The organism is Mycobacterium sp. E2327, assembly GCF_001672675.1.
Lineage (GTDB): Bacteria > Actinomycetota > Actinomycetes > Mycobacteriales > Mycobacteriaceae > Mycobacterium.
Map to the genome: position 1 here is coordinate 1 of NZ_LZKE01000053.1, position 24,172 is coordinate 24,172.

At 69.9% G+C, this 24,172-nt stretch carries 24 protein-coding genes; 8 read left to right on the forward strand and 16 right to left on the reverse strand.

The annotated features are described in order from the left end of the window. Positions 1-317 precede the first annotated feature (317 nt). Complete coding sequence (locus A5712_RS06545) at positions 318-2,405, forward strand: hypothetical protein (protein ID WP_068102710.1); 2,088 nt, start codon at positions 318-320, stop codon at positions 2,403-2,405. Positions 2,406-2,410: 5 nt separating this feature from the next. Here the strand turns inward: A5712_RS06545 and A5712_RS06550 are convergent, their stop codons facing one another. After that, the gene (locus A5712_RS06550; RefSeq protein WP_068102712.1) at positions 2,411-3,007 is read right to left on the reverse strand and encodes a cutinase family protein; all 597 of its coding nucleotides are present in this window, start codon (positions 3,005-3,007) and stop codon (positions 2,411-2,413) included. Positions 3,008-3,047: 40 nt separating this feature from the next. After that, positions 3,048-4,493, reverse strand: a complete 1,446-nt coding sequence (locus A5712_RS06555; protein WP_068102714.1) for a PecA family PE domain-processing aspartic protease — start codon at positions 4,491-4,493, stop codon at positions 3,048-3,050. A 147-nt stretch (positions 4,494-4,640) separates the two neighbouring features. On the opposite strand from A5712_RS06555, the gene A5712_RS06560 reads away from it, so the two are divergent. Continuing rightward, positions 4,641-5,624, forward strand: coding sequence for an NAD(P)-binding domain-containing protein (locus A5712_RS06560; protein ID WP_068102715.1), 984 nt, complete (start codon positions 4,641-4,643; stop codon positions 5,622-5,624). Positions 5,625-5,758: 134 nt separating this feature from the next. After that, positions 5,759-6,262 carry a PE family protein gene (locus A5712_RS06565; protein WP_068102717.1) on the forward strand — a complete coding sequence of 168 codons (504 nt, stop codon included), beginning with the start codon at positions 5,759-5,761 and terminating at the stop codon, positions 6,260-6,262. 12 nt (positions 6,263-6,274) lie between these two features. Here A5712_RS06565 and A5712_RS06570 read toward each other — a convergent pair whose 3' ends face one another. From A5712_RS06570 to A5712_RS06580, 3 genes are all read right to left on the reverse strand, one after another. Next, positions 6,275-7,687 carry a PE family protein gene (locus A5712_RS06570; protein WP_068102719.1) on the reverse strand — a complete coding sequence of 471 codons (1,413 nt, stop codon included), beginning with the start codon at positions 7,685-7,687 and terminating at the stop codon, positions 6,275-6,277. A 176-nt stretch (positions 7,688-7,863) separates the two neighbouring features. Continuing rightward, positions 7,864-8,646 carry an SDR family oxidoreductase gene (locus A5712_RS06575; RefSeq protein ID WP_068102721.1) on the reverse strand — a complete coding sequence of 261 codons (783 nt, stop codon included), beginning with the start codon at positions 8,644-8,646 and terminating at the stop codon, positions 7,864-7,866. Positions 8,647-8,710: 64 nt separating this feature from the next. Continuing rightward, entirely contained in the window at positions 8,711-10,207 is a 1,497-nt protein-coding gene (locus A5712_RS06580; protein WP_068102724.1) for a bifunctional phosphatase PAP2/diacylglycerol kinase family protein, read from the reverse strand. A 24-nt stretch (positions 10,208-10,231) separates the two neighbouring features. Here A5712_RS06580 and A5712_RS06585 point away from each other — a divergent pair, with 24 nt between their 5' ends. Further along, positions 10,232-10,957 carry a hypothetical protein gene (locus tag A5712_RS06585; RefSeq protein WP_068102726.1) on the forward strand — a complete coding sequence of 242 codons (726 nt, stop codon included), beginning with the start codon at positions 10,232-10,234 and terminating at the stop codon, positions 10,955-10,957. Here A5712_RS06585 and A5712_RS06590 read toward each other — a convergent pair. From A5712_RS06590 to A5712_RS06600, 3 genes are read right to left on the reverse strand one after another with little or no spacing between them, the layout of a single operon-like run. Beyond that, positions 10,948-11,628, reverse strand: a complete 681-nt coding sequence (locus tag A5712_RS06590) for a GAP family protein (RefSeq protein WP_068102728.1) — start codon at positions 11,626-11,628, stop codon at positions 10,948-10,950. The genes A5712_RS06585 and A5712_RS06590 overlap by 10 nt on opposite strands. Positions 11,629-11,654: 26 nt before the next feature. After that, the gene (locus A5712_RS06595) at positions 11,655-12,326 is read right to left on the reverse strand and encodes a GAP family protein (protein WP_068102730.1); all 672 of its coding nucleotides are present in this window, start codon (positions 12,324-12,326) and stop codon (positions 11,655-11,657) included. 20 nt (positions 12,327-12,346) lie between these two features. Then, the gene (locus A5712_RS06600; protein WP_068102732.1) at positions 12,347-12,652 is read right to left on the reverse strand and encodes a hypothetical protein; all 306 of its coding nucleotides are present in this window, start codon (positions 12,650-12,652) and stop codon (positions 12,347-12,349) included. A gap of 78 nt (positions 12,653-12,730) precedes the next feature. Here A5712_RS06600 and A5712_RS06605 point away from each other — a divergent pair, with 78 nt between their 5' ends. Continuing rightward, positions 12,731-14,260 (forward strand): glycosyltransferase family 39 protein, encoded by a 1,530-nt coding sequence (locus A5712_RS06605; protein ID WP_068102734.1) that lies wholly within the window; start codon positions 12,731-12,733, stop codon positions 14,258-14,260. Here A5712_RS06605 and A5712_RS06610 read toward each other — a convergent pair whose 3' ends face one another. Beyond that, entirely contained in the window at positions 14,261-15,094 is an 834-nt protein-coding gene (locus A5712_RS06610) for a family 16 glycosylhydrolase (protein WP_068102736.1), read from the reverse strand. It lies immediately after the preceding gene. A gap of 157 nt (positions 15,095-15,251) precedes the next feature. Then, complete coding sequence (locus A5712_RS06615) at positions 15,252-15,701, reverse strand: MarR family winged helix-turn-helix transcriptional regulator (protein WP_068102738.1); 450 nt, start codon at positions 15,699-15,701, stop codon at positions 15,252-15,254. A gap of 118 nt (positions 15,702-15,819) precedes the next feature. Between A5712_RS06615 and A5712_RS06620 the strand changes: the two genes are divergently transcribed. Continuing rightward, a complete protein-coding gene (locus A5712_RS06620; RefSeq protein ID WP_068102739.1) occupies positions 15,820-16,449 on the forward strand; it encodes a hypothetical protein in 630 nt (209 codons plus the stop codon). Here the strand turns inward: A5712_RS06620 and A5712_RS06625 are convergent. Continuing rightward, on the reverse strand, positions 16,446-17,471 hold the full coding sequence (locus tag A5712_RS06625; protein ID WP_068102795.1) for an NADP-dependent oxidoreductase: 1,026 nt from the start codon (positions 17,469-17,471) through the stop codon (positions 16,446-16,448). The genes A5712_RS06620 and A5712_RS06625 overlap by 4 nt on opposite strands. A 47-nt stretch (positions 17,472-17,518) precedes the next feature. Between A5712_RS06625 and A5712_RS06630 the strand changes: the two genes are divergently transcribed. Continuing rightward, positions 17,519-18,238 (forward strand): DUF3060 domain-containing protein, encoded by a 720-nt coding sequence (locus A5712_RS06630; RefSeq protein WP_068102742.1) that lies wholly within the window; start codon positions 17,519-17,521, stop codon positions 18,236-18,238. A gap of 1 nt (position 18,239) precedes the next feature. On the opposite strand, the gene A5712_RS06635 is transcribed toward A5712_RS06630, so the two are convergent. The 5 genes from A5712_RS06635 to A5712_RS06650 form a co-directional block, all read right to left on the reverse strand. Further along, a complete protein-coding gene (locus A5712_RS06635) occupies positions 18,240-18,641 on the reverse strand; it encodes a hypothetical protein (protein WP_068102745.1) in 402 nt (133 codons plus the stop codon). Between the two features lie 70 nt (positions 18,642-18,711). Continuing rightward, entirely contained in the window at positions 18,712-20,100 is a 1,389-nt protein-coding gene (locus A5712_RS06640; RefSeq protein WP_068102747.1) for a hypothetical protein, read from the reverse strand. Between the two features lie 163 nt (positions 20,101-20,263). After that, positions 20,264-20,584, reverse strand: coding sequence for a hypothetical protein (locus A5712_RS31790; protein ID WP_231982012.1), 321 nt, complete (start codon positions 20,582-20,584; stop codon positions 20,264-20,266). Next, positions 20,581-22,080, reverse strand: coding sequence for an Hsp70 family protein (locus A5712_RS32425; protein WP_304528662.1), 1,500 nt, complete (start codon positions 22,078-22,080; stop codon positions 20,581-20,583). Before A5712_RS32425 ends, A5712_RS31790 begins: the two co-directional genes overlap by 4 nt. Before the next feature lie 239 nt (positions 22,081-22,319). Continuing rightward, positions 22,320-23,546: a hypothetical protein gene (locus A5712_RS06650; protein WP_068102749.1), complete on the reverse strand. Its 1,227-nt coding sequence runs from the start codon at positions 23,544-23,546 to the stop codon at positions 22,320-22,322. Between the two features lie 38 nt (positions 23,547-23,584). On the opposite strand from A5712_RS06650, the gene A5712_RS06655 reads away from it, so the two are divergent. Further along, positions 23,585-24,166, forward strand: coding sequence for a TetR/AcrR family transcriptional regulator (locus A5712_RS06655; protein ID WP_068102751.1), 582 nt, complete (start codon positions 23,585-23,587; stop codon positions 24,164-24,166). Positions 24,167-24,172 lie beyond the last annotated feature (6 nt).

Below are 24,172 nucleotides of genomic sequence, written 5' to 3' on the forward strand. Positions count from 1 at the left end.
TGTATCCGAATCTTGGCGAAGCTGTGTAGGCCTTAAGAAGCGCGAGCCGGGCGGGCTAGGGTCGGCTGGTGCGCAGGACCATCGACTGGGACGGCGACGCGGTCACGATCATCGACCAGACCGCGTTGCCGGCGGACTATCGCGAGCTCACCCTGCGCACCAGCCGACCCTAGCCCGCCCGGCTCGCGCTTCTTAAGGCCTACACAGCTTCGCCAAGATTCGGATACAGCTTTCCGGGCGACGATCAGTTAGCGGTCCGTGTGGTCTCTCCTCCGCCCACCGGTGACCGGCCGCCAAGACGCTGGGAGGCGTGGGTCGTGGATATCGTTCTGGGAGTTTCGCTGGCGCCAGACTCGGTCCAGATGGTGCTGCTGCAAGGCGAAAACGCCGACGGCGCAACGGTAGACGAGAAGGAGTTCGCTGTCACCGCGGCGGACGATTCGCCCACCGTCAGCGCATCCGATCGAGCGATCGCCGCCATCCTGGGTACTCGCGAAGACGCCGTCGGTGCCGGCATCGAACTGACCGCCGTCGGGGTGGCCTGCACCGACCAGCTCGAAGCGAGGGCGGTGCGCGATGCGCTGGCCGCCCACAAGCTCGAGAACGTCATGCTGGTGTCAACGTTTCTTGCCGCGACATCGTTGACCCAATCCGTCGGTGGCGCAATGGGTTACGAGCGCACCGCGGTGCTTTTCGTCGAGCCCGACACCGCGACTTTGGCGGTTGTCGAGACCTCCGACGGGTCGGTCGCCGATGTCCGGACAGAATCCTTGGATGACTCGTCCGGGGAGTGCGCCACCGCGAAGCTGATGGAGATGGTCGCCGGGCTCGTCGAGTCGCCAGACGGCCCGGACGGCCTATTCGTGGTCGGCTCCGGCGTCGATGTCGCCCCGATTAAGCCGTGGCTGGAAGAGGCGACGCCGCTGAGCGTGAGCACCCCGGAGGAGCCGGAGACGGCGCTGGCCCGTGGGGCGGCCCTGGCGTCCGCCAACGCGCCGTTGTTCGCGTCGTCGACCGCCGCGCTCGCCTACGCACAAGACCCGGGTACCGGGGCGCTCGACGCGAGTACCCTGCCCGAATATCTCCGCATCGCCGATGCCGAGGCGAGCGATGACGAATTCGCCTATAGCGCAGTGGAAGACGACGAGGCAAGCGCACCGACCGTCATCATGGACGCCGCCGATCAGGATGAAAGCGCGCCCCGCTCCAGGCCGGGCCTGCTGGTCGGCAGCGCGGTGGCAGTCGCCGCCATCAGCGCGGCGATGGCGCTGGAGATCGCGCTGTCGGTCGGCGTCCACACGACCGTCGGAATGCTGCCCGCGCCGCTGCAAAATATCCTCGCGCCGGCAGAGCACGTATTCCCGCCTGCGCCTTGGCAAGCGGCCGCCACCAAGGCGGAGGCACCCAAGCCGTTGACTCTAACCGCGGGTTCGCCGCCGGCAGCGCCGGTCCCCGCCGCCGCGGCTCCTGCGGCTCCTCCGCCCGCGGCCCCGATTCCGCCGGCTCCCGTCCCCGCGGCTCCTGTTCCGCAGGTGCCGGTTGCGGTCGCGCCGGCCGTGCCGTTTCCCGTTGTCGTGGTTCCGCCGATAGGTCCGCGCCCCCTTCCACAGGTTTGGTTCTCCGACCCGCCAGCGAGTCCGCCCGTGATCCAGGCGCCGCCGCATCCGTCGCCGCCGGCCGAGCCACCACCCGTCCATGTCCCTCCACCGCACTCGCCGCCGCCCCACCAAACTCCGCCGGGCCACGGGCCCGGGACAAATCCCGGTGGTACGGAAGGGATGCCCCCCGGCAATGGGGGCGGAGGGCCTGCCAACGGCCCGGGATCCGGCCACGGGACACCCGGCGATACGCCTCCCGAAAGCGGCGAACCGGGCAGCGGTCCCGGCCCGAGCCACGGCAACCCCGGCGACACGCCACCCGAAAGCGGCGGACCGGTTACAGGCCCCGGCCCGAGCCACGGCAACCCTGACGGTGCGCCACCCGAGAGCGGCGGACCCGTCACCGGTCCCGGCCCTAGCCACGGCAACCCCGGCAGCACGCCGCCCGAGAGCGGCGGACCGGTCGGCGGTGGCGGGAGCCCGGGCAGCAGTGGGCCGGTCGGCGGTGGCGGCAGCCCGGGCAGCAGTGGGCCAGTCGGCGGTGGCGGTAGCCCAGTCGGTGGGGGCGGCTCCCTTGGCGGCGGTGGCTCCCTCGGCGGCGGCCCGGTCGGGGGCGGCGGCTCCCTTGGTGGGGGCTCCCTCGGCGGCGGCAGCTCGATCGGCGGAGGCGGCTCCCTTGGCGGAGGCAGCTCGATCGGCGGCGGCTCCCTTGGCGGCGGCTCCCTCGGCGGCCACAGCTCCGGCGGCAGCTCGATCGGGGGCGGCAGCTCTGGCGGCGGCCACAGCTCCGGCGGCGGCCACCACTAGCCGTCCTAGAGCCTGCTGGCCGCGAAGCCGGCGGCCTGATCCACCAATCCCGAGTCGATGTAGGAAGGCTGCAGGTGCGACGGCCAATTCAGGCCTCTCCCGCAGATGGGGTCGCCCGGCGCGCACTGGTCGATCGTCTTACCGGCAAAGGCGGGGCCGACTCCGTGGGTTCCGTTGCCGAACAGGGCGACCGCTGCAACGTGCTGATCGACGCCCGGGGGCAGCGGGTTGGTGAATCCGAATCCCGAACGGCCACCGGTGACTAGGTCGGCCACCTCGGCACCCAGTGAATAGCCGCCGAGCACCATGCGGGTGTTCGGGCAATTCTTGGCCATGAATTGGACGTGGGCGCTCATATCGTTGGCGCCGCTGCCGGTGCTGATGTTGGCGGGGTAGTTGACCCCGTACACGCCGACCGACATACGGGTCTTGCCCCGCAGCGAATTGACCAGCGCGTCGCCGACGGCGCCGACGCCGGGCGGTTCTTCTCGGCCGCGCGCGAAAACCACTTCGGCGTCGGGGCAGGCGGCCGATGCCGCCGGAATCCACGCCAGCGGAATGGGCGCGATCATCAGTGCCGCGGCGAGCGCGACAAGCCTCATGACGCGATTTTACGGAAATACTGACATTCGGTCAGCCCGTTCAGAAATCGAACGTCATCGTCCCGACGCCGTTGGGGCTGTAGCTGATGTACACCGGCCCCTGCGCGAACGGCATGAACCCGGTATTCATTTGGCCCGACATGACCTGCGGGCTGTTGGTCTCGGTCGTCGTGTACGAGTACAGCGGCGTCAGGTCGTCGTTGGTGTAGACCGAGATGGTCGTGCCCGCCGGCAACGGTCCGGACGTCTGCCCGGTGTCCAGGATGGACGACGGGATGGACCCGTGATTGCCGCCGGAATCGACCAGCGCCAGAACCTGTTGCAAAGGCCCGCCGTTGATTTGGACGTCGAAGGCGGTGACCGGTGCCCCGGTGACCGTGATTCCGGGCAGCGGATTGGGGCCGAACTGTAGGTAGCGTTGGGGTTCGTCGATCAGCACCCCCTGATTGAGCGGGCCCGGCAACGCTGTGACCACCGAGCTGGCCGGGCCCACCGCGTTCGATCCGATGCCCAAGATGCCATCTCCCCCGGCGAAAGCATTGCCGGTGAGCATCAGCCCGAGGCCATTGAGAGATATTGGGAATTCGAAGATTTCGACGCTCACGGGGGTGGGCGCGGTGATGAGGCCGTTCCCGAAATTCACCGGCGCGTTGAAGTTGAGGTAGATGAAGGCGACCCCTTCGCCGTAGCTGACGAATCCGAGTTGGGTGGGCAGGCCGAGTTGCCGAAGTCCGATGTCCCAGAACGGGATCAGCAGGCCGTTGGATCCGGTGTCGACGGTCAGGGGAACGCTCGGCCCCCCGTTGACGGAGACGCCGACCGTCGCGAAGACGCCGTTCATCTGCAGCGGCACGGTCCCGCTCGCCAATGAGCTGACGCCGGCGGGCCCGTTGGTTCCCCACAGCCACCCGCCGCGACCGCCGGCCCCGCCGGCCGCGTTGGCCCCGCCGGCCCCACCGGCGCCCCCGCTGCCGATCAACCCCGCCGCACCGCCCGTCCCGCCGGCCACCCCCGGGGCCGTCGCGGAATAGCCGGTGCCACCGTTGCCGAACAACAGCCCACCGGGACGGCCGTTAGGGCTCGCGGCCGTCCCGTTCGCCCCGTTGCCGATCAGCGGTCTCCCAAGCAGCAGCTCGGTAGGCGCGTTGATCGCGGCCAGCACGTCCTGCTCGACGGTCTGCTCAGCGGCGGCCAATCCCGAGGCGCCCACCGCCTCGGCGGCCGCGTACGCGCCGCCGGCACCCCCGAGCGCCCGCACGAACTCGGCGTGGAACGCCGTCGCCTGCGCGCTCAGTGCCTGATATGCCGACCCGTGCCGGGAAAGGATCGCCGCAACGGCCGCCGAAATCTGGTCCGCGGCGGGCGCCAGCACACCCGTCGTCGACGCTGCCGCCGCCGTGTTGGCGGTACTGATCGTGGAGGCGACGCTCGCCAGATTTTGTGCCGCGTCGGTCAGCACGTCCGGCGCCGCGAACAGAAACGACATCGATGGCCTCCCACCGGTATTCGTCTAGCCCCCGGTGAGAAACAGGACGAAAGTACCACAATCTCGCCTCTTTGAAAACCACCATTTTCGCGCCCACGGACTAGAGCGCATCATCTTGGGGATGGGCACCGGCAGAGAGGATCCGCGATGACGACGATCTATTACGAGTCCGACGCTGACCTCTCGGTGCTGGACGGACAGCGGATTGCGGTCGTCGGGTACGGCAATCAGGGCCGCTCCTGGGCCCTCAACCTGCGCGACTCCGGCCTCGCCGTGAACGTCTTCGCCCGCGCCGACGCCTCCCGGGAACAGGCCGAGGCCGACGGCTTCCAGCCCGGCGAGGTCGAGGCGGCGAGCGAATGCGACGTGATCTGCACCCTCATCCCCGACGACGTCATCCCCGAGCTGCCCATCACCCCCAAAACGGGTGCGCTGTGGGTCCTGGCGTCGGGATACGTGGCGGCCTTCGACCGGATCGACCCGGATTGCGACCTCGGCATGATCGCCCCCCGGATGCTGGGTCCCGAGGTGCGCGAGTGCTACTTGGAGGGCGTCGGGTTCATCACCGCGCTCGGCGTGCAGAAGGACAACTCCGGGACGGCGCTGGCCCGCACGCTGGCCGTCGGACGCGCGATCGGCGGCCTGCGCCAGGGCGCCATCGAGATGACGCCGCGCCAGGAGGCCGTCCTGGATCTTGCGGTGGAACAGGTGCTCGCCCCCGCCCTGGGCCGGGTCTCGAAGAGCTTCGTCGAGCTGATGTCCCGGGCCGGCATCCCGCTGGAGGCGATCATCACCGAGCTCGTGCTCTCGGGCGAGGTCGAACGCAGCTACCGGCTGCTGCGGCTGGAGGGCTACGCCGGCCAGATGCGCTACCACTCACCGACCAGTCAGTACGGCCAAATGTCGCGGGCGGATCGCTACGACGGCCTCGACGTCCCGCGAGTGATGCGCGAAGTGCTCAGTGACATCGAGTCGGGCAGGTTCGCCGACGAGTGGGACGCCGAGCGCGCCGCCGGCTACCCGAATCTGGAGCGGCTGCGGGCCGAGCGGCTCAACCCCGCGGTCGTTTCCTTCGAAGAAGATCTGCGCGCCCGCCTGGGAGAGCGGAACCACCATTTCGGAACCGGCTAGCAGGTGAGGGTGAATTTGGCGCCGGTGATTTCTTGCCACCCGGGTAAATGCAGGAGGCCACTTGTGAAAATCACCGGTTTCGGGCGATACTTTTGCAATCTCGAATGGCTCGATGAGGCGCTAGGAGGACGGTAGTGTCGGGCTTGATCGCGGCGCCGGAGCTAATTAGCACGGCCGCAACGGATTTGGCGAACATCGGCTCGACGCTGAGCGCCGCCAACTCCGCCGCCGCCCCCACGACCGCCACGGTGCCTGCCGCGGCCGCCGACCAGGTATCGGCCGCCGTGGCGCAGTTGCTCTCCGCGCACGGCCAGGAATACCAGGCGCTCGCCGGGCAAGTTGAGGCGTTTCATCAGCAGTTCACGCAGAACTTGCAGGCCGGCGCGGGGGCCTACACCGCCGCAGAGGCGGCCAACGCCGCCGTGATGCAACCCCTGGGCTCGGTCGCGGGCGCGGTCGCCGGCGCCGCCGTCGCCGCCGCCAACCCCGTCGTCCAGTGGTTCAATCAGCTCTTGATCGATCTGCAGAACTTAATAGGCCGTTTCTTGTTCTTTTTGTTTGCACCAATTCTCGACCCGATTATCAACTCATTAGCCAACGCCATTGCCACGGCAATTGTGCAAGGCCTCTTCAAGTAGATCGACCGCGAATCACCCGGGTAACCCGTTAGCCCCGTTCGGGCCGAACAGGTAATACCCACCGAAGCCGCCTTGTCCGCCGACGCCGGGGACGGCCCCGAAGCCGCCGTTGCCGCCGGCGCCGCCGATGCCGAAGAGCAGACCGCCGTAGCCGCCCTGGCTGCCGTTGCCGCCGAAGGCCAAGCCCGCCGCGCCGTAGCCGTTGCCGCCGTGGCCGCCGAGGCCGAAGAGCAGCCCGCCAAGGCCGCCGAGCCCGCCGGTGCCGCCATGGCCGCCGGCCTGGGCAACCCCGCCGTCGCCGCCGGCACCGCCGATGCCGAAGAACGAACCCCCGGCGTAGATGCTGCCGGCACCGTCGCTGAACACGTAACCGTTGTCGCCGCCGTTTCCGCCCGGGCCGCCGGTGCCGCCCGGCGTGAGGGCGGTGCCGCCGGCCCCGCCGTGGCCGCCAAGGCCGAAGACGAGACCGCTGCCGCTGCCGCCCTGGCCACCCTGGCCGCCGATGTTTCCGGCGCCGACGGCCGCCCCGCCGGCGCCGCCGTCGGCCCCGGTGCCGATGAGGTTGAAGAGTGCGCCGCCGCTGCCGCCGTCGCCACCGACACCGGCGAGCCCGTTGCTGAAGTTGAGGCTGGACCCGCCGGCTCCGCCGGCGCCGCCCAGGCCGTAGATCAAGCTGCTGCCGTTGCCGCCCGCGGCGCCCCAGCCGGCCACGAAGCCGTTGCCACCGGTCCCGCCGACGCCGCCGTTGCCGATCAGGAACCCGCCGTTCCCGCCGAAGCCGCCGTCGCCGCCGACGCCGTTGACGCTGATACCGCCGGTCCCGCCGCCGCCGCCGTTGCCGAAAAGTCCGACGGCGCTGCCGCCGTTGCCGCCGAAGCCGGCCACGCCGGCGCCGATCGCGTTGCCGCCGTTGCCGCCGCGGCCGCCGTTGCCGAACAGGAACCCGCCGGCCCCGCCGCTGCCGCCGTTCTGGCCGGGCCCGCCGGATCCGCCGGCCCCGCCGTTGCCCCACAGCAGCCCGCCGTTCTGGCCGTTGGCACCGGTTCCGGGCGTGCCGTCGGCGCCGTCGCCGATCAGCGGGCGGCCCAGCAGCGCCTCGAAGGGCGCGTTGATGTCATTGAGCAGCCCCTGCAGCGGATTGGCGTTCGCGGCCTCGGCGCCGGCGTAGGAGGCGGCGCCCGCGTTGAGGAGCTCGACGAACTGCTGGTGGAACGCCGCCGCCTCGGCGCTGATCGCCTGGTAGGCCTGGGCGTGCGCGCCGAACAACGTCGCGACCGCCGCCGACACCTCGTCCGCGCCCGCCGCCGCCACCGCCGAGGTCGGGGCTGCCGCCGCGGCGTTGGCCGCGCTGATCGTGGAGCCGACATTCGCCAGATCCGAGGCCGCCGCCGTCACATACTCCGGAACCGCGATTAGAAAGGACATCCGACCTCCGACCGACGCGGCGACCGCCCATAGTCGCCGAATGCCAAAATCGTGTATCGCTTGCCCGGCCTACCGATCCCAAGTTTCAGCGGTCGTCGCGGCGACGCTAAGAGCAAACACCCGATCGCTGAGGCGGAGCTAAGCCAGGACTGTGTCGGCGCTGTTAATCCGCGGCCTCAAAGCGTGGGGATCATACCCCCGTCGATCGCCACGCCGGCCCCCATCATGTTGGCGAAGCGATCGCTGGCCAGCATCAGCACCAGGTCGGCGACCTCCTCGGGCCTGGTGAACCGCCCCGATACCGTGCTGCCCGACGCGAACTCTTCGGTGACCTGCTCGGCCGACCTCCCGTCGGTGGCGCCCAACACGGAGGCCAACCCGTCGCGACCGAGCCAGAAGTCGGTGACGACGGGGCCGGGCTCCACCGTGTTGACCCGAACGTTCTTGGGCCCGAACTCTTTCGACAGTGACTTGGCCAGATTGCTGAACGCGGCTTTGGCCGCGCTGTAGTCGGTGACCATCGGAAGCGGCAGCCGCGCGTTGACCGACCCGACGTTGACGATCGCCCCGCCACCGCTGGCGAGCATGGGCGGGAGGGCGGCCCGGATCGCCCGCACGCTGGCCATGAAATCGAGATTGAGGGTCTGCTGCCACATGTCGTCGGTGATCGCGAGGAAGCCGTCGAGCCGCGGAGCGCCGAAGCCCACGTTGTTGACCAAGATGTCGAGCCGATCGCCGGCGGCGGCGACCAGCCGGGCGGGACCGTCGGGCTCGGCCAGGTCGACGTTGACCGGCTCGACCGAGCCCGCGTCGGCCAGCTCGGCCAGCGCGGCGCTGGTCGTCCGCGACCCGGCGATGACCCGGGCGCCCTCCTCGACGAAACGACGGGTGATCGCCAGGCCGATGCCCTTGCTGGCGCCGGTCACCACCGCGACTTTGCCGCCCAGTCCCAGTTCCATCCCCGCTCCCCTCGCCGGCCGCACTCGTAACCAAACATACTGCAGCCGAGCCCTTTCCGGGACCTCAGGAATCCGGCTGCGGCCGGAACACCGACAGGACCCGGTATTTCGCGCTGAAGCTCGCGTGGTCGTATCGCTCGCCGACCTCGCCGTCGTGGGCGATGACCGTCGGGCCGTCGACGGTCGAGAAGCTGAACTCCGGCACCTGCAGCTCGTGGTAGAGCGGGCTACGGGGCAGGCGTCCCAGTGCCAGCGCTGTCAGGATCCTGGTCCGCGCCCACGGGCGACCGGTCTCCAGGATGCGCACGTCGATCAGGCCGTCGTCCATTCGGGTGCGACGCGAAGGCGCGAATCCGCTCGGCAGATACACCGAGTTGCCGAGAAACAACAACGACGTCTGCAGGGTCTTGTTGTCGTAGCGGATGGTGACGGGCCGATCGCTGCGCAGCGTGCGCAGCAGCGCGTAGAAGCTGGCCACCGGCTTGCCGACGCGCTTCTCCAGCTTTTCGCGCCGCTGCACGAACTTTGGGTAGGCGCCAATGCTCGCGGTGTTGAGGACCATCTGAGATTCGTTGAGGCACACCAGGTCAACGCGGAACACGCTGCCGCGCCGGATTGCGTCCACCGTCTTGGCCACCGTGTCGCAGCCGATGTCCTTCGCGAAATGGTTGAACGTGCCGCCGGGGAAGACCGCCAGTGGGAGTCCCGCGTCGATGGCGACCGATGCCGCGGCCGCCACGGTGCCGTCGCCGCCGCCGACCGCCAACACCTCGGCGCGCTCGGCCGCGCTCCGCAGCGCCGGCTCGGGATCCTCGTCGGGTCCCAATTCGACGATCTCGGCCTTGGGCAGTTCGGCGCGGACCTCGTCGACGATGCGGGCGCCGGTGCCGCTCCCCGACGACGGATTGATGACCAGGACGACGCCGGAGCCGTCGGGGCGTTGCGGGGTGTCGACGAGCAGCGGTTCGGTCCGCGGCAGCGTGGTTTCGACGATTGGCGGGACGAGCCGCCCGCCCAGCACCGCGAGGCCGGCGCCGATGCCGAACCCCGCGAGGACGTCACCGGGGTAGTGCGCGCCCGTCGCCACCCGCGACAGCCCGACCATGCCGGCCAGCAACGCCAGGACGAAGCCCAGCGGGGGGTTCTCCAGTCCGACGCCGACGGCAAACGCCGCGGCGCTGGCCGAGTGTCCCGACGGCAGCGAGTTGGATACCGGGCGGCGGCGCACCCGCCTGACCAGGGGCACCGACTCGTAGACGGGCCGCGGGCGCCGTCGGATTCGCTTCGCGACCTGGTTGGTGATCAAGCTGGTGGCGCCGAGGGTGACAACGCCGCGGGTCGCGCCGCGCTGCGCGGACGGTTTGCCCGACGACAGCATCGCCGCGGCGATGGCCAACCAGAGCTTGGAGTGGTCGGCCGCCCGGGTCAGCGGTGGCATGAGGGTGTCCAGCAGCGGGGTGGGCGTCTCGGCGATCGTCTCGAACAGCTCCCGATCGAGGGTGCCCAGTCCGCGGGTGATCTGTCTGACGCCGCGCGGGCGTTGCCAGGGCAGCCTGTTCATTGACTCCACCCTAAATTGGCAAGCGTGCGGGCAAACGGCTACTCCCAGGCGTGGCGGGAAAACGCCCGGCGCCGCGGCGTGCCCGGGGACGCCGTCGCCGAGATCGCCCGGCGGCACGCCATCACGCCGGAGAGCTTTGCGATCCTCGCGCAGGCCGAGGAGATCAAGGACCCGCACGGCAAGTCCTTCTTCCTGTTGCCGCCGGGGATCAGCGGCGACGACGCGCGCGCCGCGACGCTGTTGACCTACGTCCTGAACGCGGGGACGGACTACGGCAAGGCGGGCCGGCGGCCCGCGGATTTTCCCGAGACGCCGTACTGCGCCGCGGAGGTCACGCGAATCACCAAGCGGCAAAACGCAAATCGCTGGAGTTACTCGCGCGACGTCCGGTTCGTGCACCGCAACGGCGGGCGCCTGGTGACCACCCCGAACGGCATCCTGATGGGCGTGGGCGGCAATTGGCTGCAGCGGCAGTTCAGCCGGCGCGGCGGCACCACCTGGGGCGACATCTTCATGGTCAACGGCGGCCCGCTCAGCGATCCCGCGGAGCGGCTGCGCCGGATCGTCCGGAACACCCCCGACCTGGACCGGGTGCTGCACCACGAGGAGCGGCACTCCCGGCAGTGGGCGGCGAAGGGTTACCTGGGCATGCTCGGCGGCTACGGCTGGGAACTGGTGCGCGAGTTGGCGTTCGGCAAGACGAACAGGCTCGAGGAGGACGCCGGCCTGTCCGACGGCGGCTACAGGTGATACAGCGCGCGAATCCCGTGGGACAGCACCATCGCACCGATCACGACCAACAGCGCCGCCAGCAGGGCGGCGTTGTTCTTGTCCATCCATTCCTTGACCCGCGCCAGCGTCGGGTCGAGGCGCTGACCGGCCGCCGCGTACGCGAGGATCGGGATCGCGACGCTCGACGCCGCGACGGCGACGAAGAACGCGGCGGCCAACCAGTCACCGGCGGCGCCGAGCCCGCTGGTGCCGATGCCCAAACCGGCCGGCACGCAGATCAGCGAAACGTCCGGCCGCACCACCGCCAGCGCCGCCCCCATCAGCCCCGCCCGGGCCGGCGTGATCGTGTCGAACGCGCGCATCCAGGCCGGTGACTCGCTGTGGCCCTGCCGGGTGAACCATTTGAAGATGCCGTAGACGATCAGCGCCGACCCGAGGACCACCCGCAGCCAGGACGACCACCTCGGTGGCGACTTGTCCAACCCACCGAGCAGGCCGGACGCGGCGACCGACAACGCCGTCAGCGCGGCGATGCCCAGCACCCAGCCGGCGAGGAACGCCAGGCTGCTCGGGCGCGCCCGCGGCGCCTGCAGGACCAGCACCGCGGGGATGACCGTGAGCGGCGAGAGCGAGATGACCAGCCCGAGCGGAATCAGCCCGGTCGCGACGGTAACCCAGCTTCCTGCCATGGGCAGCAATCTAGCGTGCCCGGCTCCTACAGCGCGTGAATTCCGTTGTAAAGCACCAACAAACCGATCAGGACCAGGATCACCGCCAGCATGGCGGCGTGGTTTTGCTCCATCCACTCCTTGAGCCGCTCCAGCGCGTCATCGAGGCGGCCGCCGGAGCCGACGTAGGCCAGTATCGGTGCGGCGACCGTCGACGAGGACGCGGCGACGAACACGGCCCCGGCGGTCCAGCCGGCGGCTATCCCCAGCCCGCCGGTGCCGATCGCCAGGCCGGCGACCGCGCACAGGATCAGCACCTCGAGGCGCACCACCGTGAGCACCACCCCCGTCACGCCGGCGCGCAGCGGGGTCATTTTGGAAAACGAACGCATCCAGGCCGGGCTCTTGCCCTGGCGATGCCGGGTCAGCCAGCGGACGATGCCGAACACGATGAGCGCCGCCCCCAGCACCACGCGCAGCCACGAGGCCCACTTCGGCGGCGTCTGGTGCAGATCGCCCAACAAATCGGAGGCCCCGACGAACGCAGCGGTGAGGGCGCCCATGCCCACCAGCCAGCCGCCGAGGAAGGCGAGGCTGGCCGGCCGCGGCCGCGGCGCGTGCAACACCAGCACCGCCGGGATGACCGTGATCGGTGAGAGCGCGATGACCAGACCGAGCGGAATGAGCTTGGTCAGTGCGGACGCCAAGTTGCCTGTCACGGGCAGCAATCATCGCACTGCTAGCCTTTCCGGCGCAGCGTCCAGGCGGGTATCCAGTGCGTCACGGTCTTCCGCTTGGAGCCGTAGGCGATCGGATAGGTCACCAACCCCCACCAGTCGCCCTGTTCGCAGATGCCCCAGCAGCTCAGCCGCCCCTCGACGACCTTGTGCAGCTGCAGGCCGTTGGGTTGATAGCGACCCGAGCGATGCGGCTCGCGCGGGAAGAGCACGGTCAGGTCGATCAGCACCGCGATCGGCGGGCGCACCACGCGAAACGGGTCGCGGACCGGCTGCCCGTTGTATCCGATCGACGCGAGGTCGCCCATTTATCGATCATACGTTCGAACAACGATGGATGGGCAACGACCGAGGACGCGTTACCGCGTCTGGCAACATAGCGGACGGTGAGCGCCTCCGATACCCGCGAGTCAGGACAGCGCAGTGGCGCGTTCGACCCGTTGGTCGTCGGACTCCTCGCGGCCGCAATAAGTTTGGCCGGCGCGGCCCGCCCCTCTTTCTGGTACGACGAGGCCGCGACCATTTCGGCCTCCTACAGCCGGTCCCTGGGCCAGCTGTGGCAGATGCTGGGCAACGTCGACGCGGTGCACGGCCTGTACTACCTGTTCATGCACGGCTGGTTTCAGGTCTTTCCGCACACCGAGTTCTGGTCGCGCGCGCCGAGCGGCCTGGCGGCGGGCGGCGCCGCGGCCGGGGTGGTGGTCCTGGGCGGCCAGTTCTCGTCGCGCACGGTGGCGGTGGCATCCGGGGTTCTCTGCGGGGTCCTGCCACGCACGACGTGGGCGGGCGTCGAGGCGCGGCCCTACGCCCTTTCCATGATGGCCGCCGTCTGGATAACCGTGCTGCTGGTCGTCGCGGTGCGCCGCAACGGCGCGTGGTCGTGGTTGTCGTACGGCGTAGCCCTGGCGGCGTCGATCCTGCTCGACGCGTACCTGGTGCTATTGGTGTTGGCACACCTGGTCTACATCGCGGCCTTCGAGCGGGCGCGAAAGGCCTTGCCGCGCTTCGTCATCACCTCGGCGGTGGCGGTGGGCGTCCTGGCGCCGTTTTTGGCGACGGTCGCCCGGCAATCGCCGCAGATCAAGTGGGTGCCGACGATCGGGCACCGCACGATCGAAGACGTGGTGATCCAGCAGTACTTCGAGCGGAGCCCGCCGTTCGCGGTTCTCTCGGCGCTGGTGATGGCCGCGGCTATTGCGTTGTGGCTCAATCGATCCGCGCGGTTGGCGCGCGGAGAGCGGCAGCTGTTGACCATCGCGGTCGCGTGGCTGGCGATACCGACCGCCCTGATCGTGCTCTTCTCGGCGCTGGCCCACCCGATCTACACGCCGCGGTATTTGGCCTTCACCGCGCCGGCGATGGCGCTGATCCTGGGCGTCTGCACCGCCGCCGTGGCCGCCAGGCCGTGGGCGGCAGCGGCGCTGCTAACCCTTTTCGCCGTCGCCGCGGCGCCGAACTACGTTCGGGCGCAACACAACCCGTATGCCAAGTATGGGATGGACTACAGCCAGGTGGCCGACCTGATCACCGCCAAGGCGGCGCCGGGCGATTGCCTGCTGGTGAACGACACGGTGACGTTCATGCCGGCGCCGATGCGCCCGCTGATGGCGGCGCGCCCGGATGCCTACCGCAAACTGGTCGACCTCACGCTGTGGCAACGGGCGACGGACCGACGGGACGTCTTCGACACCAACCTCATTCCGGAGGTCGTCGCCAAGCCGTTGAGCCAGTGCGGCGTCGTGTGGATCATCACCCAGGCCGACCCCGCGGTGCCCGCCCACGAGCAGGGCGCGGCGATTCCCCCGGGCCCGGTCTACGGGCCCACCCCCGCCTTCGCGGTCCCGCACGACCTGGGCTTCCGGCTGGTCGAGCGCTGGCAGTTCAACCTGGTTCAGGTGATCAAAGCGGAAAAATAGTCACCAGATGCGGATGTAGTCGACGAGCATGTCCGCCGGGTAGGTCGCCGCGGCAGGATCGCCCGCGCCCACCCCGCCGACCGCCAGCGTGAACATCGGGGTCATCCAGTAGCCGGGGTTGTTGAACGGCCACCGGAAGTCGTCGGGCGCGCCGCCGTGCACATGGATGGGTTTGTTCGGAACGGTGAAGTACTGCGACCCGTCGCGCGAGAACTGGAATCCGTTTTCGCCCCAATGCATTTGCCACGTGTGCCAGCCCCCATCGACCAGGCCGGGAATCGACTTGCCTTCCCAGGTCTTTCCGTTCGACGCGGCGTGGACGGTGGTGCCCGGGGGCCAGGAGCCGTTGCCGTACCACTCGAAGATGTCGACCTCGCCGTCGGGCAGCGGGTCCTCGTTGACACCCCAGAACGCCGACCACAGGCCGGGGTCCAGGCAGTTCAGCTTGATCTTCGCTTCCCAGGTCTGGTTGATCATGCTGCGGAAGTTGCCCCGCAGTTTCGCGCCGTAGTAGGTGTCGCCCTCCTGGGTGGCACGCAGGACAAGGTTGGAGTTGCCGTCCTGGAACACGTTTCGGCGATCGTCGCGGTAGATCCCCGCGACCGGCGGAAACACGTCGTCCTGCCAGGTCTGCACCGTCCACTTGGCCGGATCGGGAGCCGAGCCCGCCGGGCCGTCGAAATCGTCGGCGAAGAGGTAACCGCCGCTACCCGCCGACGGCGCCTTCGGCGGCGCCGGCAGCGACGGGTTGGCCAGTGCCTTTGGGAGGGGGGAAGCGGCCACGGCCGCCAGCATGCTCAGCCCCGTGGTCAACAACATGCTGCGACGATCCATCTGCTTACCACCCAATCGCTAAGAAGCCGGCACCTGCGGCCCGGCGTGATCTTCCCCGAGGCAACTTTCGCAAACGGTGTTATAAAACCACGCACTGGGGGCGGTATGCATCTCGCACGACGGTGCGTCGCCCTGCGTTTTCGCCGATTAACCGCTGCTAGCGGGGCGAATCCGTTTCGCAGCCCGCCGCCGTGCGGGTTCCCGCCGCGTAAAGCAGTTGCTTGAGCTGGCGCTGCTCGTCGGCGGTGAGCCTGCCCAGGACGCGCTGATCGGCCGTGCGGACCGCGGCGTCGGCCCGTTTGAGCAGGGCCTTGCCGCGGCGGGTGAGCTGGGCGGGCATCGCCCGGCCCGATGGTGTCGAAGGGCGGGTCAGGGCGCCGCGTTCCTCGAGGGCGTGCAGCACCTGGTTGGCCGCCTGCGCGGAGACGTTGGTGCCGCGAGCCAGCTCGGCGCTGCTGAGCCCGGGGTGATGGGCCAGGATCCGCATGCAGACGAACTCGGGCAGGGTGAGGCCCAACGGCTTGAGCTCCGCGGCCACCTGGGGCCGCAGCGCCGCCACAACGCGGTACAGCAAAAACCCCAGGGGCGCCTCGTGGAATTGACTCACGCCCTCATGCTCGCATGCGCCCGGCGGTCCGGAGAAAGCAACCATCAATTTCCTTGACATCCCCGCCGGCGGTGGTATCAAGGAGCTTGATAGTCCAATGTGGAAAGGAACGACAGCGATGTCTGGTGGATTTTTCGGTGGTTTCGGTGGTTTCGGCGGTCCCGGCTTCGGCGGACCCGGGTTCGGTGGCCCGGGCTTTGGCGGTCCCGGTTTCGGCGGGTGGGGCGAAAAGGGCTGGGGCCAAGGCGGCTTCGGGTTCAAGGGTGGATTCGGCCACGGCGGTCCCGGACGTCGGCCCTTCCTGAAGCGCGCGGCGTTCGTCACCGCGGCGCTGCTGCTCGACGGGCCGGCCGACGCCGCGCAGATCGTGCAGCGGGTGTCCGACGCGACCGAGGGCGCGTTCACGCCGCCGCAGGACGTGGCGGAGCTCGCGATCGGCCTGCTGGCCGGCCGGGGTGTGGTCACGGTCGACAACGGCGTCGCGACGCTGACCGAGCTGGGCCGCAACCTGCTGGCCTGGCGGGGTGTCAGCAGCGAGACCGCGCACGCCTTCCTGGGGCGGGCGGCCAAGTTCGGCGACGTGTTCAAGATCCGCAGAACGCTCTTCGAGCTCGCGGGGCTGGCCCGCACCATCGCCTGGACGGGCACCGACGAGCAGAAGGAGCAGCTCGCCGAGACCCGGACCAAGGTGCTCGAGGCGCTGACCGACGCCAAGAAGACGCTGCACCGCGTCCTCGGGGAAAGTTAGCCCGAAGCCGGTTCGCTCAGCTTGACCAGCATCTTGCCGATGTTGGCACCGGTGAATAGGCCGTTGAGGGCGTCGACGCACGACTCGACGCCCTCAAAAACGGTCTCGCGGTGCTTGATTCGGCCCTCGCCCTCCCACTGGCGAAGCGCCGCATAGGCTTCCTCGAAGCGGCCCCAGTCGTCGAGCGCGTTGAACCCCTGCATCAGCGCGGTCTTGGACAACAGGTTCACGTAGTTGGCCGGCCCCGGGTGCTGCCCGCTGAGGTAGCTGGAGATGACGCCGCAGAGCACCACCCGCGCCTTGGTGGCCAGCCGGCCCAGCACCGCGTCCAGGATCGGGCCGCCCACGTTGTCGAAGTAGACGTTGACCCGGCGGGGGCAATGCTGTTTGAGCGCCGCGGCGACGTCCTCGTTCTTGTAGTCGATGCACGCGTCAAACCCGAAGTCCTCCACCACCGCCCGGCATTTCTCGGGCCCGCCGGCGATGCCCACCACGCGGGCGCCGGCGATCTTGGCGATCTGCCCGGCCACCGACCCGGTCGCGCCCGCGGCCGCCGACACCACCACCGTCTCCCCGGGCTGAGGCCGGCCGATGTCCATCATCCCCATGTAGGCGGTCGCCCCGGTCGGGCCGTACACCGACATCACCGCCAGCTGATCCACTGCGGCCTTGCCGGGCACGGGCGTGCTGAACACGTCGTCGCGGATGATCGAGTACTCCTGGAAGCCCGTCAGCGTGGTGACGACGTCGCCGACCTCGAAGGCGGCACAGCGCGTCGCCACCACCTCGCCGATGCCGGCCGCCCGGATGACCTCGCCCAGCTGCACCGGCGGCAGGTAGCCGGGTTGGTCGTTCAACCAGGTGCGGGCGGCGGCGTCGAGGCCGACGTAGGTGGTGCGCAGTAGCGCCTCGCCGTCGGCGGGTTCGGGCGCGGGCGTGGTGACCAGCTCGGTGTCGTCGGGCTGGACCAGCCCGGTGGGGCGGCGACGCAACAGGATCTGACGGTTCGGCAAGTCGGGCACGGTGCTGAAACTACCCATAGGGGCCCATCCAATGGGAGCATCTGCACATGAACTCGCAGGACGACCCGGAGCAGCGCATCCGGGAGCTCGAGCAGCCCCTGGCCGACACGGCACGCGCGTCCGAATCCGGACAGGCGCCGCCGCCCGGCGGCTACCCGTATTCGCCCGGTGCGTATTCACCCCCGACGTATCCACCGCCCCCGCCGCCGCAAAGCCCGTGGCCCTACGGCGGCCCGCTGTCGGGGCCCCCACCGAAGTCGCCGTCGGGCAACCGCACGTGGTGGATCCTGGGCACGGTGATCGTGGTCGGGTTCCTGGCGCTGGCCGGGGGCATCGCGGCCTTTGCCGCACACCAACTTTCGGGCGTCCGGTCGATCATCAGCTCAACGCCCACCGTCCCCACCATCACCGGGACGTTCGGTCCACCCGCGACCAGCTCGCGAAGCCCCAGCCCGTCGAAGACGCGAACCACGACGCCGTCGACGTCACCCACCCCGTCGCCCGGGGGCAGGCTCAGCATCTCCGGCATCAACGAGAACCGCACCGTCGCGTGCAACGACAACCTCGTCAACGTGAGCGGGGTTTCCAACACGGTCGTGATCACCGGCCACTGCAAGAGCCTCACCGTGTCCGGCGTCCAGAACGCCATCACCGTCGACGCCGTCGACAGCATCGACGCCTCCGGCTTCGACAACAAGATCACCTATCACTCGGGCAACCCGAAGATCAGCAACGCCGGCGGTTCCAACGTGGTGCAGCAGGGCTGAGCTAGCTGGATTCCTCCGCCGAATCCGAATCCGAATCGTCGTCGAGAACGCTGACCGCGATGCCGTAGGGCAGGAAGCGCACCTTGCGCTTGGGGTCGACGTTGTTCTTGTTGGCGCGCAGCGCGTCGAGTTCGGTCGCGTAGACCTGCTCGACGTGCGCGCCGCCGTCGGCGTCCACGGTGTAGATCGCCCACACCCCGTCGCCGGCCTCGCCGGCGGTCTCCGGCCCGCGGCGGGGCCGCCGGGACAGGTCCTCGAACAACGCGGACCAACTCGTCCCCGGCACCGGCGCGGTGACGAATCTGCCAAGCCGCTCGAACACCTCGCGCAGCCCCTCGCTGCCCTCCCTGATTACGCGGTCGAAATCCTCGGGATCGAATCCGAACGCACCGTACTCGCCCACGCAGGCCTCCTTGCATTTACAGCGTTACTGCTCAGTGTGCGCTCAGTCGTCGCCTTGTGCCACGGGCGGCCTACGGCGCCGGCGGCGGGGCTGGTGGCGGCGGTGGGTTGATCGGAATTGGCACCGTGACGAACGGCAGGTGCAGGTACATCGTCAGCGGCGGGCGCTGGTACTGCGGCGGCGGAGCGGGCGCCGCGACCGGCTCGGGCGGCGGCGGGGCGGCCGGCGGCGGCGCCGGTGCCTGCTGCTCCGGGGGCGGTGCCACCTCCGGCGCGCGCCGCACGGGCGCGCGACGGGGCGGTGGCGCGGGCGCCTGCTGCACGACCGGCGCCTGCTGCACCGCCGGTGCCGGCGCAGGCGCGGGTGGCGCCGGCGGGACGGCGACCTCGGGTGCCGGCGCGGGCGCGGCGGCCACCGCGGGCGTCTGAGGGCTGGCAGGGCTGGGCGTGCTGGAAGGGCTGGGCGGGGGCACCTGCGCCTGCGGCGGCGGCACCCGGTTCGCCGGGGCTACGGCGTGCGGCGTGGGCTGGGTCGGATGGGCGTCCGACGTCAGCGAGACCACCACGAGGCCCGCCGCGACGGCCGCGGCACCGGCCATCGCCGCGCTGACCACCAGGGAGGGCTGGCGCCGCCGGGCCGGCCGCGCGTCGGCGGTCGCGTCGTCCTCGAGTGCGCTGTAGGCGAGCGCACCGAGCTCCGCGTTGCCGGAGACGTCGAGATAGCTGGGGATGAGCGCGCCGGGATTCACCTCACCGGTGCCCGGATCCAGCGAGTAGGCCAGGGCGGCCGTCGACGCCGCGAACAGCGGGGCGTTCGCCGACGCCAGCGCCGCGCCCCGGGCCAGCGCCAGCGCCGGCTCCTCGGGCACGGTCACCTGCAGCGCGGTCGTCGCCTCCAGGGCGGACTTGATCGCGGCCACCTCGGCGCCGATACCCACGCCGCTGCCGACGACGAACACCCCGCCGGCCCGCGAGTCGAGCGCGGCGACCATCGCGGCCAGTTCGGGCCCGACGGCGCCCGACAGCCGGCGGCGGTGCAGGTCGACGACGGATCCGTCGGCGACGTCGACGACGGCCAGCGTCGCGCTGTCGGCCTCGACGAACAGCATCGCGATGTGTTCATAGCCGATGGACTGGCCGACCGTCTGCGCCAACGCGGCCGCGGCGAGCAGCGGGGAGACCAACATGACGCCGCCGACGTCGTGGGAGGCGATCGCCTCCCGCAGCGCGCCGACGCCGGCGGGGTCGGTCCACGTCACCCCCGTCGAAACCAGCTGGCAGCCGCCCTCCGCCGCGCCTTCCCGGGTGCCGACGATCGCGGCGACCACCTGGTCGGGTCCGCCCGAAGCGGCGACCTCGAATTCGTCTTCTTCGACTGTGACACCGTCGGCATCCTGGCCCTCGATGAGCACCAGGCGGACGGTGTCCGGAGCCATCGAGACTCCGAGCACGATGTCCACTGTGCGCCTCCATGGTCCTGATCAACGCCCTCTACCAGGGCACCATGAAACGGACCCCCGCCCGAATTGGGTGATTCCACGCTACTCCCGTGCGGCCGTGCGCGCTCGCCCCGCTGACCTGTGATTGAGCTAGGTCACACGGGCGATTTTGAAGGCCCCGGGCTCAGTACCCCGGACTCAAAAAGGGGTTCTGCGAGTTCCCCGGATACTGCGGGGCCGCGGGCGGCTGGGGCGCCTGGCTCGCGGGTACGGGAACCGGGATCGGCACCGGCAGCAGCGGCACGTGTATCCACTGCGTCGTCATCGGCACCGTCGTGGTGGGCGTCGTCGTCTGGGCCGCCGGGGGTGTCGTCGTGGTGGTCGGCGGCGGAGGCGGCGTCGTCATGGCCGTCGTGACTGGCGGCTGGGTCGTGACCGGCGGCTGGGTCGTGACCGGCGGCGCGGGATGCCTCGTGACGACCGGCGGCGCGGTCGTGACGATCACCGGCGCCGGCGGTGGGGGCGGCGGCGACGGCGGGGGCGGCGGTGGCGGCGCCGGGCTGGGCACCGGTGCGGCGCTGGGCGGCGGCGGCACGGGCGCGGGGGCGGGGGCACGGGCCGCGCCGGCAGGGAGCTGACGGGCGGCGCGGGCAGGGGCGCGACGGTGGGGGCCGGGGGGACCTGGTGGTTCTCGATGCCCGACAACGTGTAGGCCACGCCCCCGATCGACGTCATGGCCACCACGGCGCACATCCCGATGACCAACTGCGACAGCCGCAGCCGCCGCCACGAGCTCGCTTTCGGCGGCTCGATCACGTTGAGGCGCATCGACCAGCCGGACCCGCCGTCTTCGTCGAAGGCCGTGGGGCTGTACGGCACCCGGATGTCGGGGCCGTATTCGGTTTGCGACCAAGCCAATTCGCGGTCGGTGAGCGCCTCGTCGTCGATCACCAGCACGTCGCCCGCCGGCAACTCCACGATTTCGCCGGCGGCCGCCGTGAGCAGGCCGATGGACGTGCGCGCCTGCAAATCGAGCTGCTCCCCCCGGGAAGCGATCTGCAACGCGCCGAGGGCGGCGGCGTGCGCCGGCTCCAGCGGGCTCACGACCGGCCGGCGGCCGTGCACCGAAAGGCGTTCCTTGATAAGGGGAATGCTGGCACCGCCGCCGACCATGACGACCGCCGACAGGTCGGACCAGCTTCTCTTGTGCCGGACCAGCATCTCGTCGAACGCGTAGATGAAGCCGGACAGCCGGTCCTGGATCAGGTCGCCCAGCTCGTCGCGCGTCAGCTTCATGGTGCACCGGCGACCACCGAGCTCGGCCGAGAATTCGGCCACCGTTTGGGTGGACAGCTGCTCCTTGGCCGCGCGGCACTGTTCCCGCAGCAGGCCGAGCTGACCGACCGCGGCCGTGCTGGCCGGGTCCAGCCCGCTGCCGTGCCCGAGTTCCTCGAAGACCTTAAGCAACAACGCCTGGTCGATTTCTTCGCCGGAGAAGGCCGCGTAACGCATTGTCGGTGTGAGGAGTTCGAAGTCGCCGGCGAGGTTGATCAAGGTGGCCGAGGTCCCGCCGCCACCGAAATCGAGCAGGCCGACCACGCCCGTCGCCGCGAGGCACAGCTCCGCGTTCGCCGCCGTCAGCGCCGCGATCGCGTCGGAGACCAGGCGGGGCGCCATGCCGCTTCGGACGAAGCCCAAATGCGTTCGTAGACCGTTGCGCAACGCCTGCACCGTGCCGGGTTTCCAATACGCCGGAACGGCGATGGAGATCTCGGACGCGCCAGAGTCCGCGCCGGCGGCGGCCACCATGGCGTCGAGCGCCTCCACCATGAGCAGGTCCGGGTCATGAGCGGACCCATCGGGCGACACCAGCGCAACCGAGTCGCCGACGCGCTCCACGAAGCCCCGCATGAGCACCCCGGGCTCGGACAGCGGAGGGTTCGCGGAGTCTTCTAGGGGCAGGCCGATTTTCGGCGCACAGTGCGGATAAAGCGTCAGCACAGCACGGCGTGTAACCGGCGAACTTCCGTTTCGCGCAGCGACCAGGTTCGCGGTCCCGATCGACAACCCCACTGGGTCGTACATAGAGCGAGAGCTTTCGTCTATAGAGGTCGGTGGCCAGCGTCAACCATAGCCGCGCACGCACTGTATTTCCCCCGGCCACAACCTCATTGGTATCCGGTCGATGCCGTGTCGTCACCGAAACGGTATCGACGATTCCCTTGACAGCGGGCGGGTGCTCAGATCACAGTGAGCGGCAGCGAACGCCTCGGCTCGAACTGAAATGTCGATCCGCGACTGACCTTGGCCACCTGCACCTCGGGCAGTTCCTTTGCCGCGGTGTCGGTTTCGACCAGCTCTGCGGTCCAGTCGGTCGTGGTGCCGCTGACCCGTACCTCGAGGTGGGGGGCGACCGCGGTGGCGATCGCCTGCAGCGGCTGCACGGATTCCGGTGAGCACAGCGAAATCCAGGCGCCGTCGTCGTGCGCCGGGGACCGGTGCACGAGCAGCCGGTTCTGCGCCGTTTCCGCGACGACGTAGCCCGCGGGGTTGAGCAGCGGGTGCAGCTCGAGCACCCGTCGTGTGCCCTCGATCCCGCCGGGCAATTGCAGCGCACGGTGGATGCGCTCGGATGCCAGCCCGGCCAGGCCGGTCAGGCCGCGGGTGCACACGTCGACGGCCTGGGCGTCGTTCGCGGCGCGCGCCCGCACCGCGAGGGCGAACGACAGATACAGCAGGTGCATCTGCAGGCACACCTCGTCGGCCATGCGCACCAGCGCCGAGCGCGAGAACGCGGCGAAGTCAAAATCGGACAGCAACGGACCGGAGTAATCCGCCTGTCCCTCCTCGGAGCCGTCAATCGGGTCCAATTCCCAAGTGGCGGCCCGCGTTTGGCGGATGACCTCGAGCGCTGGGATGCTCTGCGCCTCAGGGTGGGACTCGTCGATGATGACGGTCCACGCGCAGTGTGGATGCCGGTCCGCCGGCACCCGTGGCGGCCGGTGGATGGGGCGCATCTGCGCACGCGCGTTGGTCGCCACGGCGGTGGCATCGAACGTCGGATCCTCGATGGTGTGGCACATCCCGAAGACGTACTCGTCGCCCATCGGCTCCACATCGAGCAGCGCGCCGCAGTGGTCGAGCTGGAACTCCCCGTGCCAACGGTCGTGAATGGTGTAGCGGAAGTCCATGAATTGCGGCGGAGCGCCGATGTCGAGCTGCAGGCCCTTGAAGATGGTGGGCACGTCGTCGCCCTCGTAGTTCAGCGCCCGCTGCATGCGTTTGGTGTAGATCGGGCTGGCGCCGGCCCACTCCTCGATGGCGATCTGCACCATCTCCTCGCGGCCGAACTCCGTGATGCACCACGCCATGCCGGAGCGGTCGATCATGTGACCGATCAAGAGCAGTTCGGGAACCAGGACCGACAGCTCCTGGCGGGACAACCGCGCGTATCGGGATCCGGTCACCGCCCAAAAATAGACGGCTTTATGTTATAAAGTCAACAATGCCGATCTCCCCCACCCGTCGCACCAGCGCGCCCCGCAAGCGCGGCGACGACACGCGCACCAAGATCATCGACGAGACCGTGCGCTGCATCATGGAGGAAGGGTTCGCCGCCGCGACCGCCAAGCACGTGGCCGAGCGCGCCGGCGTGACGTGGGGGGTCATCCAATACCACTTCGGGGACCGCAACGGCCTCCTGATGGCCGTCGTGGACGACGGCGTGGCCAGGCTGGTCGACAGCCTGTCCGCGGCCGACGTCAGCGAGCTTCCGTTACGCGAGCGCATCGAGGTCGTCGTCGACACCGCGTGGAGCTGTTACAGCAGCCCGACGTCGATGGCCGCCTTCGAAATCCTGCGCGCCACCCGGGGCGGGTCCTCGCGGCGCCACCTGATGGAGATGAACGCCGCGATCGGCCAGCTCGGCCGGCTGATCACCGACGACCCGGCCAATGCCGGTGTGGCCGAGGTCATTTGGGCCACCCTGCGGGGTGTGGTGCTGGCGCAGATGATCACCGGGACGGCCATCGACTGGAGCCTGGAACGACGCGCGCTGATCGAGATGGCCACCGGCGCGCTGCAATGACGGCAC

Bases quoted from the DNA above. Each gene is read 5' to 3' on its own strand.
- A5712_RS06550 (WP_068102712.1), bottom strand. From the start codon at position 3,007: ATGAGGCTTGTCGCGCTCGCCGCGGCACTGATGATCGCGCCCATTCCG.
- A5712_RS06555 (WP_068102714.1), bottom strand. From the start codon at position 4,493: ATGTCGTTTCTGTTCGCGGCGCCGGACGTGCTGACCGACGCGGCACAA.
- A5712_RS06560 (WP_068102715.1), top strand. From the start codon at position 4,641: ATGACGACGATCTATTACGAGTCCGACGCTGACCTCTCGGTGCTGGAC.
- A5712_RS06570 (WP_068102719.1), bottom strand. From the start codon at position 7,687: ATGTCCTTTCTAATCGCGGTTCCGGAGTATGTGACGGCGGCGGCCTCG.
- A5712_RS06575 (WP_068102721.1), bottom strand. From the start codon at position 8,646: ATGGAACTGGGACTGGGCGGCAAAGTCGCGGTGGTGACCGGCGCCAGC.
- A5712_RS06580 (WP_068102724.1), bottom strand. From the start codon at position 10,207: ATGAACAGGCTGCCCTGGCAACGCCCGCGCGGCGTCAGACAGATCACC.
- A5712_RS06590 (WP_068102728.1), bottom strand. From the start codon at position 11,628: ATGGCAGGAAGCTGGGTTACCGTCGCGACCGGGCTGATTCCGCTCGGG.
- A5712_RS06600 (WP_068102732.1), bottom strand. From the start codon at position 12,652: ATGGGCGACCTCGCGTCGATCGGATACAACGGGCAGCCGGTCCGCGAC.
- A5712_RS06610 (WP_068102736.1), bottom strand. From the start codon at position 15,094: ATGGATCGTCGCAGCATGTTGTTGACCACGGGGCTGAGCATGCTGGCG.
- A5712_RS06620 (WP_068102739.1), top strand. From the start codon at position 15,820: ATGTCTGGTGGATTTTTCGGTGGTTTCGGTGGTTTCGGCGGTCCCGGC.
- A5712_RS06630 (WP_068102742.1), top strand. From the start codon at position 17,519: ATGAACTCGCAGGACGACCCGGAGCAGCGCATCCGGGAGCTCGAGCAG.
- A5712_RS06655 (WP_068102751.1), top strand. From the start codon at position 23,585: ATGCCGATCTCCCCCACCCGTCGCACCAGCGCGCCCCGCAAGCGCGGC.